11 protein-coding genes and 1 pseudogene are annotated in these 9057 nt (G+C 73.1%); 6 read left to right on the top strand and 6 right to left on the bottom strand.

What is annotated here, in order from left to right; genetic code table 11:
* Positions 1 to 307 (top strand): pilus assembly protein CpaE (locus ACR9ZK_RS19165; RefSeq protein ID WP_481343557.1); only part of this gene is annotated, 307 nt, incomplete at its 5' end.
* A gap of 4 nt (positions 308 to 311) precedes the next feature.
* On the opposite strand, the gene ACR9ZK_RS19160 is transcribed toward ACR9ZK_RS19165, so the two are convergent.
* Complete coding sequence (locus ACR9ZK_RS19160) at positions 312 to 1076, bottom strand: hypothetical protein (RefSeq protein WP_481343556.1); 765 nt, start codon at positions 1074 to 1076, stop codon at positions 312 to 314.
* 60 nt (positions 1077 to 1136) lie between these two features.
* On the opposite strand from ACR9ZK_RS19160, the gene ACR9ZK_RS19155 reads away from it, so the two are divergent.
* The 5 genes from ACR9ZK_RS19155 (at position 1137) to ACR9ZK_RS19135 (ending at position 5494) form a co-directional block, all read left to right on the top strand.
* Entirely contained in the window at positions 1137 to 1922 is a 786-nt protein-coding gene (locus ACR9ZK_RS19155; protein ID WP_481343555.1) for an ABC transporter ATP-binding protein, read from the top strand.
* Positions 1923 to 2014: 92 nt separating this feature from the next.
* A complete protein-coding gene (locus ACR9ZK_RS19150) occupies positions 2015 to 2473 on the top strand; it encodes an NfeD family protein (RefSeq protein ID WP_481343554.1) in 459 nt (152 codons plus the stop codon).
* Positions 2474 to 2553: 80 nt separating this feature from the next.
* Positions 2554 to 3759 (top strand): SPFH domain-containing protein, encoded by a 1206-nt coding sequence (locus ACR9ZK_RS19145; RefSeq protein WP_481343553.1) that lies wholly within the window; start codon positions 2554 to 2556, stop codon positions 3757 to 3759.
* Positions 3760 to 3824: 65 nt separating this feature from the next.
* Positions 3825 to 4670, top strand: coding sequence for a sulfite exporter TauE/SafE family protein (locus tag ACR9ZK_RS19140; RefSeq protein WP_481343552.1), 846 nt, complete (start codon positions 3825 to 3827; stop codon positions 4668 to 4670).
* 14 nt (positions 4671 to 4684) lie between these two features.
* Positions 4685 to 5494: a TrmH family RNA methyltransferase gene (locus ACR9ZK_RS19135; RefSeq protein ID WP_481343558.1), complete on the top strand. Its 810-nt coding sequence runs from the start codon at positions 4685 to 4687 to the stop codon at positions 5492 to 5494.
* A 15-nt stretch (positions 5495 to 5509) separates the two neighbouring features.
* Here ACR9ZK_RS19135 and ACR9ZK_RS19130 read toward each other — a convergent pair whose 3' ends face one another.
* The 5 genes and pseudogenes from ACR9ZK_RS19130 to ACR9ZK_RS19110 form a co-directional block, all read right to left on the bottom strand.
* Positions 5510 to 5887, bottom strand: coding sequence for a DUF3037 domain-containing protein (locus tag ACR9ZK_RS19130; protein ID WP_481343550.1), 378 nt, complete (start codon positions 5885 to 5887; stop codon positions 5510 to 5512).
* Positions 5884 to 6654: a HipA family kinase gene (locus ACR9ZK_RS19125; protein ID WP_481343548.1), complete on the bottom strand. Its 771-nt coding sequence runs from the start codon at positions 6652 to 6654 to the stop codon at positions 5884 to 5886. Before ACR9ZK_RS19125 ends, ACR9ZK_RS19130 begins: the two co-directional genes overlap by 4 nt.
* 4 nt (positions 6655 to 6658) lie before the next feature.
* Positions 6659 to 7927: an MFS transporter gene (locus ACR9ZK_RS19120; protein ID WP_481343546.1), complete on the bottom strand. Its 1269-nt coding sequence runs from the start codon at positions 7925 to 7927 to the stop codon at positions 6659 to 6661.
* A gap of 52 nt (positions 7928 to 7979) precedes the next feature.
* Entirely contained in the window at positions 7980 to 8801 is an 822-nt protein-coding gene (locus ACR9ZK_RS19115) for an ABC transporter permease (protein ID WP_481343545.1), read from the bottom strand.
* Positions 8761 to 9057 (bottom strand): annotated as a pseudogene (locus tag ACR9ZK_RS19110) (ABC transporter ATP-binding protein); the annotation flags it as partial. The pseudogene ACR9ZK_RS19110 and the gene ACR9ZK_RS19115, both read right to left, overlap by 41 nt.

Below are 9057 nucleotides of genomic sequence, written 5' to 3'. Positions count from 1 at the left end.
GGAGGAGGAGGTCTTCGTCATCAGCGACCTCACCGTCGACGTGCACCACTTCACGACCGGCGACGTCATCGGGTTCAACGGTACGACCGAGTGGGCCCTCGACAGCGTCGAGCGGGACAAGGTGGTGTGGCTGCCGCGCGAGGAGCAGCTGCGCGACCGGCTCGGTGACGCGTTCGTGGCGCTCGAGCGGCTCGACGGCGGCTTCGCCGTCGTCCTGAGGAGTCCGTCCGGCGAGGAGGAGCGGCACGTCGACATCGACGCCGAGCGCGCCTACGCCAGAGCGCTCCTCGAACACCTTGCGGCCTGAGCCCTCAGGCCGGACGCCACCCGGCGATGGACATGACCGCGACGTTGGTCGCGTCGGCGAGCGCCGTGTCGGCGTCCGCGCCGAGGTCGCGCAGGAGCATGGCGCGGGTGGCCGTCGTGGCGACGTCGACGCCGGCGCTGCCGAGGCTCGTCAGCCCGGCGGTGCGGTGGGCCAGGCGGGCGATGTTGGCGGCGAGCGACATGATGCGCAGTGCCCGTCCGGACGTCCCCTCGGGCACGCCCCACAGCGACGCGTCGAGGTCGGTCTCGGCGTCCGCGCGGGCCCGGGTGCCCCAGGGCTGGCCGCCGGCGGCCTCGAACCGGTCGGTGTGCGTGCGTAGCGACTGGACGAGGCCGCGCTCGATCTCGCGCAGGTCGAGCATCTCGAGGCGGTGCCGCGGGATGGGGTCGGCCTCGTACGCGGTCCAGTCCGCGCGGTAGCCGACGTCGCCGTCGGGGCCGAACTCCGACAGCGTCGGGACGAGGACGCCGCCGATGCCGGCGACGAACACGCACTCACCCGAGTCCGCGGCGGCGGCGGCAGCAGCCGCCGACCCCTGCGGCATGCGGCTGACGTCGCCGGGACGGGGCAGGGCGACGAAGAGGGCCCGCTCGCCGAGGTCACGCCACACGTCGAGCCGGCCGAGGTCACCGGCGACGTGGTCGAGGTCGGGGAAGGAACGCCGCAGCGCCTCGGTCGTCGTGACGTCGCCGCGCCACGAGGCCGTGACCCAGAGCGCGAGGCGCACGGACGCGGGCAGCTCGGACACCCCGCCATCGTAGGGTGAGCCGCGGGGTCGACCGGCGGTGCGTGCCATAGGGTCGGGGCCATGAGCGACGTCCTCGCCCTCGCCGGTGTCAGTGTCCGACGCGGACCCACGACGCTCCTCGACGACGTCTCGTGGGAGGTCGAGGAGGGCGAGCGCTGGGTCGTCCTCGGCCCCAACGGCGCCGGCAAGACGACGTTGCTCCAGGTGGCGGCGGCGCGGATGCACCCGACGACCGGCGTCGCCGGGGTTCTGGGCGAGGTGCTCGGTGCCGTCGACGTCTTCGAGCTGCGCCCCCGCATCGGCCTGGCGAGCGCCGCGATGGCCGAGCGCATCCCGGGCGACGAGATCGTGGGCAACGTCGTCGTCACCGCCTCGTACGGCATCATCGGACGCTGGCGCGAGTCGTACGAGCACGTCGACTACGTGCGTGCCATGGAGCTGCTCAAGGCGCTCGGCGCCGACCACCTCGCCGACCGCCGGTACGGCACCCTGAGCGAGGGTGAGCGCAAGCGCGTCCAGATCGCCCGCGCCCTCATGACCGACCCGGAGCTCATGCTGCTCGACGAGCCGGCCGCCGGCCTCGACCTCGGTGGCCGCGAGGACCTCGTGCGTCGGCTCGGCGACCTCGCCTCCGACACCGAGGCCCCGGCGCTGGTCCTCGTGACCCACCACGTCGAGGAGATCCCACCCTCGTTCACCGACGTCCTCCTGCTCCGGGAGGGACGCGTCGTCGCGGCCGGGCCGATTCCGCTGACCCTCACCGAGGAGAACCTGTCCGAGACCTTCGGGATCCCGCTCGTGCTCGAGCAGCACGGCGAGCGCTGGTCGGCCCGCGCCCGGTCCTGATCTCAGGGAACTGGGGCAGAATCGGAGACGTCACAGGAGTGACGCACGGGGCGTCGGTGCCCTTCGCCGGGCACCGACTCTGACGAGACGGGGTGGGCGCGGTGTTCGAGGGCTACGCGTGGGTGGTCTGGCTGGGGGTGGCGCTGGTCCTCGTGGCGGTCGAGACGGCCACGGTGGACTTCACCTTCCTCATGCTCGCCGGTGGCGCGGTCGGCGGGTCCCTCGCCGCGGCCTTCGGTGCCCCTCCGGCCGTCCAGGCCGTCGTCGCGGCCCTCGTGGCCGTGGCGCTGCTCGCCGTCGTGCGTCCCTGGCTCAAGAGGCGCCTCACCTCCCACGCCCCGGCCCTCCTCATGGGTGCGGCCGCGAACGTCGGCCGGTCGGCCGTCGCGCTCGACCGCGTGACGAGGGCCGGCGGTCGCGTCAAGCTCGCGGGCGAGGAGTGGTCGGCCCGCACGCTCGGGGACAGCATCGAGCCGGGTGAAGAGGTCGTCGTCGACTCGATCGACGGCGCCACCGCCATCGTCAGCCGCGCGCACATCGTCGGCGGCTGACCGTTTCGACGCCCGGGCCGACCGGTCCGGGCCAGCGACCACGCGTCCTCGGGGGCGCGCGGCCAGACAAGGAGAAGGTCGTGGACCCGGTACTCATCATCCCGATCCTCATCGTGATCGTCGCAGCCGTCGTCGTGCTGCGGACGGTCCGGATCGTGCCCCAGCAGACCGCGCAGATCGTCGAGCGCGTCGGCAGCTACAACAAGACGCTCACCGCCGGCATCCACTTCCTCGTGCCGTTCGTCGACAAGGTGCGCGCCAACATCGACCTGCGCGAGCAGGTCGTCTCGTTCCCCCCGCAGCCGGTCATCACCTCGGACAACCTCGTCGTCAGCATCGACACCGTCATCTACTACTCGGTCATCGACGCCAAGGCGGCCGTCTACGAGATCGCCAACTTCATCCAGGGCATCGAGCAGCTGACGGTCACGACCCTGCGCAACGTGATCGGCTCGCTCGACCTCGAGCAGACGCTGACGAGCCGCGACCAGATCAACGGCCAGCTCCGCGGTGTCCTCGACGAGGCCACCGGAAAGTGGGGCATCCGCGTCAACCGCGTCGAGCTCAAGGCCATCGACCCGCCGCACTCGGTCCAGGACTCGATGGAGAAGCAGATGCGCGCCGAGCGCGACCGCCGCGCCGCGATCCTCACGGCCGAGGGCGTCAAGCAGTCCGCGATCCTCACGGCCGAGGGTGAGAAGCAGAGCCAGATCCTCCGCGCCGAGGGCTCGGCCCAGGCCCGCATCCTCGAGGCCCAGGGCCAGGCCCGCGCCATCCAGCAGGTCTTCTCGGCGATCCACCGCGGCAAGCCCACCCAGAAGCTGCTCGCGTACCAGTACCTCCAGGTGCTGCCCCAGATCGCCCGCGGTGACTCGAACAAGATGTGGATCGTCCCCTCGGAGCTCACCGACGCCCTCAAGGGCATCGGCAACGCCCTCGGGGGCACCGACCCGCGCACCACCGAGGACGACGAGGCCTGGGTGCAGACGACCGACGCCGAGGAGGACGCCTTCGCCGAGACGATCCTCGAGGACTCGGCCAAGGCGCTGGCCGAGGCCCGGGGCCAGGCCGCCGCGGCCAGTGCCGAGTCGACCGAGCACGCGGCGCCGATCGGCCGCCAGCAGCCGCCCGTGCAGCCGACCGGGGAGGTGCCCCCGTCGCCGGTGGCGCCCTCGCAGCCGATGCCTGGTCAGACGCCGGCCGTCGCGCCCGCAGCTGAACCCCAGGCACCGGGCGAGGTCGGGGAGGCGCCGGTTACCGGCCAGGAGCCGCCGACCCGGCAGTGACGCGTCCGGCCGGCGACCGTGGACCGGCTCGATCGACACCCGGCCACCCTCTGTAGGGTGGCCGGGTGTCGTTCTGGTCCTCGGCCGCCGTCGCGCTCGCCGGGACCGGCGCCGGCATCATCAACACGATCGTCGGGTCCGGCACGCTGCTGACCTTCCCGACGCTCCTCTTCTTCGGCGTCAACCCGCTCGTCGCTAACGTGTCGAACAACATCGGGCTCGTCGCCGGCGGGGTCACCGGGTCGTGGGGGTACCGGCACGAGCTGACCGGGGCCGGGCCGACCCTGCGCCGCCTCATGCCGCTGTCGTTCCTCGGCTCGGTCGTCGGCGCAGGGCTGCTCCTCGTGCTGCCGCCCCAGGCGTTCAAGGCCATCGTGCCGGTGCTCATCCTCGTCGCGGTCGCCCTCGTGGTCGCCGGCCCGGTGGTGCAGCGGCGCCGGGCCCTGGCCGACGTCAGCGCGGTGCCCACACGGCACCCGGGCGGGGCGGGCGAGCCCGGACCCGCCGACGGAGCGGCCGTGGACGCGTCACGGCTGCGCGAGCCCCGATGGCACACCCCGGCCGTGGCGGTCGGCGTCTTCGTCGCCGGCACGTACGGCGGGTACTTCGGCGCGGCCCAGGGCGTCCTGCTCATGGGTCTGTTCAGCCTGCTCAGCAGCGAGTCGCTCCAGCGCCTCAACGGCTACAAGAACGTCCTGTCGCTCATCGTCAACTTCGTCGCGGCGTGCGTGTTCGTGCTCTTCGCCCGCGACCACGTCGACTGGCTGGTCGTCCTGCTCGTCGGGGGCGGCTCGTTCGTCGGCGGCATCATCGGCGCGCGCATCGGCCGACGCATCCCGCCGAACGCCCTGCGCGCCCTCATCGTCGTCATCGGCGTCGTGGCCGTGGTCCGGCTCGTGTGGTTCTCGTGAGGGGAGCAGCCGACGTGCCGATCGAGATCACCGACCCCGCCGACCCGAGGCTCGAGGACTACGTCGGGCTCACCGACGTGGCGCTGCGTCGGCGTACCGAGCCCGAGCGCGGCCTCTACATCGCCGAGAGCGAGAAGGTCATCAGACGGGCGCTGGGGGCGGGGCACGCGCCGCGGTCGTACCTCATGGCGCGGCGCTGGCTCGACGACCTCGCCGACGTCGTGACCGACGCCGAGGCCGCCGGTGTGCCGGTGTTCGTCGGCGAGCACGACGTCATCGAGCAGCTCACCGGGTTCCACCTGCACCGCGGAGCCCTGGCCGCGATGCAGCGTCCGGTCCTGCCGGAGGTGCCCGACCTGCTGCGCGACGCACGCCGGGTCGTCGTGCTCGAGGACATCGTCGACCACACGAACGTCGGGGCCGTCTTCCGTAGCGCCGCCGCGCTCGGCGTCGACGCCGTGCTCATCACGCCCCGGTGTGCCGACCCCTTGTACCGCAGGTCGATCCGCGTCTCCATGGGCACCGTCTTCCAGGTGCCCTGGACCCGCATCGACCCGTGGCCGCAGGGTGTCGACGTGCTCCACGACGCCGGGTTCACCGTGGCCGCCATGGCCCTGACCGACGACTCGGTCGGCCTCGACGAGCTCGAGGCGGACCCGCCCCCGCGCCTCGCGGTGGTCCTCGGCACCGAGGGGGACGGGCTCCGGCCGCGCACGGTCGCTGCCGCGGACCTCACGGTCCGCATCCCGATGGCCGGCGGCGTCGACTCGCTCAACGTCGCGGCGGCGAGCGCCGTCGCGATGTGGGCCGTGCGGCCCCGCTGACCCACGCCTTGCGCCTCAGCCGCGGACGAGGCGCGCCATCAGCCGGTCGAGCTCGACGGCGGGGTCCTCGCAGAGCCCCCCGTGCACCGGTCCCGGCTGCACGACGGTGGAGCGCGGCGCGATGATCCAGCCGAACCGCTGTCCGAGCTTGTCGAGCACCGGTCTGCCGCGCCCGGTCTCGCCCCGGCACACAGCCCGCACCTGGTCGAGCATGGCGCGCACGCCGTCGAGGTCGCACGTCGGGCACAGCGCCGCGGCCCGGGCCACGTCGAGCTCCCAGGCGGCGTCGAGGAAGTCGGCCTCCTGGCTGTAGAGGACGACGCCGACGTTGATGAACTCCTCGCGGTCGACGCGGGGGACCAGTCGCAGCAGGACGTACTGGTAGGCGTTCACGCGGCGACCTCCGTCGGCAGCCACGCGGTCGGGCTGCCGAGCCGAGCGGCCAGCATCCGGGCGTACGCCTCGCGCACCTGCGCAGGACCGGTGAGGAACGGGGTGTCCTCGAGCCACTCGTCGGGCACGTCGGCGAGCAGCGTGGACACGGCACCGGGCGTGACGCGCGCCGCGAGCTCGTCGTGACGGGCGCCGACGTCCCCGGCCACGTCGCGCAGGACGTGTCGCGACGCGTCGAACGGCTGGGCGGCGAAGCGGTCGGGGTCCGGCGCGCGGCTCGGCCACGAGTGGTGGAAGTAGAGCGAGGCGCCGTGGTCGATGGCCCACGTGCGCCCGTGCCAGACGAGCAGGTTGGGGTTGGACCAGGTGCGGTCCACGTTGGCGGTGAGCGCATCGAGCCACAGGATGCGTTCGGCGAGGTCGCGGTCGGGCGGCAGCGAGCCGTCGTACCCGAGCGAGCCGGGCAGGAAGTCCACCCCGAGGTTGGTGCCGACCGAGGCGGTCAGCAGGTCCTGGACCTCCTCGTCGGCCTCGTAGCGGGCGATGCGCGGGTCGAGGTCGATGACGGCGAGGTCCGGCACCGGCACGTCGACGAGGCGCGCGAGCCCGGCGACGACGACCTCGGCCACGAGCACCTTGAGGCCCTGTCCGGCGCCGCGGAACTTCAGAACGTACGTTCCGTCGTCGTCGGCCTCGACGATCCCCGGGAGCGACCCGCCTTCCTTGAGCGGCGTGACGTAGCGGGTCGCGGTGAGCCGGGGGAGCACGGCGTCAGCCTAGTGGCCGCTCCTCGTCGAGCCGCGCCGCTCCCGACCAGGCGCGTCCGACGGTCGTCGCCGCGGCCGCGTAGAGGCCGCCGAAGGCGATGAGCGGCCACCAGGCGAGGCCGGACTCCGGCAGCAGGAGCGCACCGAGCGCGGCGGCGGCGACCATGCCCGCGTTGTAGACGACGTCGTAGGCCGAGAAGGCCCGGCCGAGCAGGTGGTCGGGCACGTGCGCCTGCATGAGGGAGTCGACGGTGATCTTGACGGCCTGGGAGGTCAGCGCGACCGCGAAGGCGACGGCCACGATGCTCCACGGCTGCAGGAACGGCCCGAGCAGCGCGCAGACGAGGGCGCCGACGACAAGGACCCGGGCCACGAACGGCAGCGCGGTGAGCCGCGGCTCGAGCCACGGCGTCACGAACGCCGCGGACGCGAAGCCGACGGCCGAGGCCGCCGCGGCCACCGTGAAGCCGAGCGCCCCGTGGCCGTGCTCGAACGGCCCGCGGAAGAGCAGCAGCGTCTGCAGGAGGAGGAACCCGAACGGCAGCCGCGTGAGGAAGACGAGCCCGAGCAGGACACGCGCCCGACGGGGGCCGGTGCGGACCGCCTCGACGACACCGGCCACGACGGACCGCGCCACGTGCCCCAACGAGGGTGCCTCGGCGACGTCGTCGGGTCCGATGTCCGTCAGGCGGGAGGCGGCCCACATCGCCACGAGCGCGCCCGCCGCGCCGAGGACGACGACGACGAGGTCGGAGCCGCCGACTGCCCGGATGCCGGTGCCGACGCCACCACCGAGGAGGTAGGCCAGGGACCCGCACGTCGGCGCGACGGAGTTGGCGCTGACGAGGTCGTCCGGCTCGACGACGTGTGGGATCGCCGACCCCAGGCCGGCGAGGATGAACCGGTTGACCGAGAAGACGAGCAGGACGAGGCCGAAGAAGAGCGGCCCGCTGTCGGCCCCGGTGACGATCGTGGCCACGCCGAGCATCGCCGCCGCCCGCAGCCCCTGGCTGACCACGAGGACACGCCGGCGGTCCCACCGGTCGAGCAGCACCCCGACGAACGGTCCGAGCAGGCTGTAGGGCAGCAGCACCGTGGCGAAGGCCAGGGCGATGCTGCGGGCGTCGGCCGCCTTCTCCGGGTTGAAGAGCACGTGGCTGGCCAGGGCCACCTGGAAGATGCCGTCGGCGCCCTGGGAGGTGACCCGGCTGACGAACAGCCGACGGAAGCGGCGCCCGTGCAGCAGGCTCCAGAGCGCGCGCAGGAAGGTCACGGCGCACAGCGTACGGTCGGTGCCCCCACTCCGCGGCACGCGGGCAGTCGGGTCAGCGGGCGAGCCGCCCGATGAGGGCAGCCGCGCAGGCGATGCCGGCCACGGCGCTGCCGGCGAGCACGCCGAGGTCGAGCCAGTAGCTCGTGGGGGTGCCGAGGAGCAGGCCACGCAGGGCCGACACCTCGTACGTCAGCGGGTTGACGTGGCTGAGCACGCGGAGCCAGCCGGGCATGAGCTCGACCGGGTAGAGGGCGTTGGAGGCGAAGAAGAGCGGCATCGTGATGGCCTGCCCGATGCCCATGAGGCGGTCGCGTCTCAGCGCGATGCCGGCGATCGACAGGGACAGGCACGAGAAGAACGCCGCCCCGAGCATGACGACCACGACGACGCCGAGCAGGCGCAGCGGGTTCCACGTCATCCCGACGCCCATGAGCGCGGCCACGACGACGACGATGACGGCCTGGGCCACCGAGCGGACACCGGCCGCGAAGGCCTTGCCGGCGACCAGTGCGGCCCGTGGCGTCGGGGTGACGAGCAGCTTGGTCAGGACTCCCGCGTCGCGCTCCCAGATGATCTGGATGCCGTAGAAGATTGCGATGAACAGGGCCGACTGCGCGATGACCCCGGGGGCCAGGAAGTCGAGATAGGGCACGTCCCCGGTCGGGATGGCCCGGATGCGACTGAACGTCGTGCCGAAGATGACGAGCCAGAGGACCGGCTGGATGGCGCGCGTCGCGAGCTCGCTGCGGTCGTGCCGCAGCTTCTGCAGCTCGACGAGGCAGAACGTGCCGACGCGCGAGACGAGCAGCCCCGGTCCGGTGCGCGGGGCGCGCTCAACCGAGGCGGCGCGCGGTTCGACGCGTTGCCCGGACACTGCGCAGCCCTCCGTCCTGCTCGTCCTCGAGGGTGTCGCCGGTGTGCTGGCGGAAGACGTCCTCGAGGCTCGCGCCGCCGCCGGCGGCGGCCTTGAGGTCCCCGGGCGAGCCGAGGGCGCGCAGCGCACCGTGGTGCAGGAGGGCCACGCGGTCGCACAGCGCGTCGGCCTCCTCCATGTAGTGCGTGGTGAGGACGACGGTCATGCCGTGGTCGTCCTGCATCTGGGAGACCCGCTGCCAGACGCTGTCGCGCGC

Source organism: Monashia sp. HAY1-5C (assembly GCF_056755255.1).
Note: the sequence above shows the minus strand (reverse complement) of the source record. Positions and strands in the feature narration are given on the sequence as shown.

Excerpts from the sequence above, each read along its gene's own strand:
- ACR9ZK_RS19155 (WP_481343555.1), top strand. The coding sequence starts at position 1,137 with ATGAGCGACGTCCTCGCCCTCGCCGGTGTCAGTGTCCGACGCGGACCC.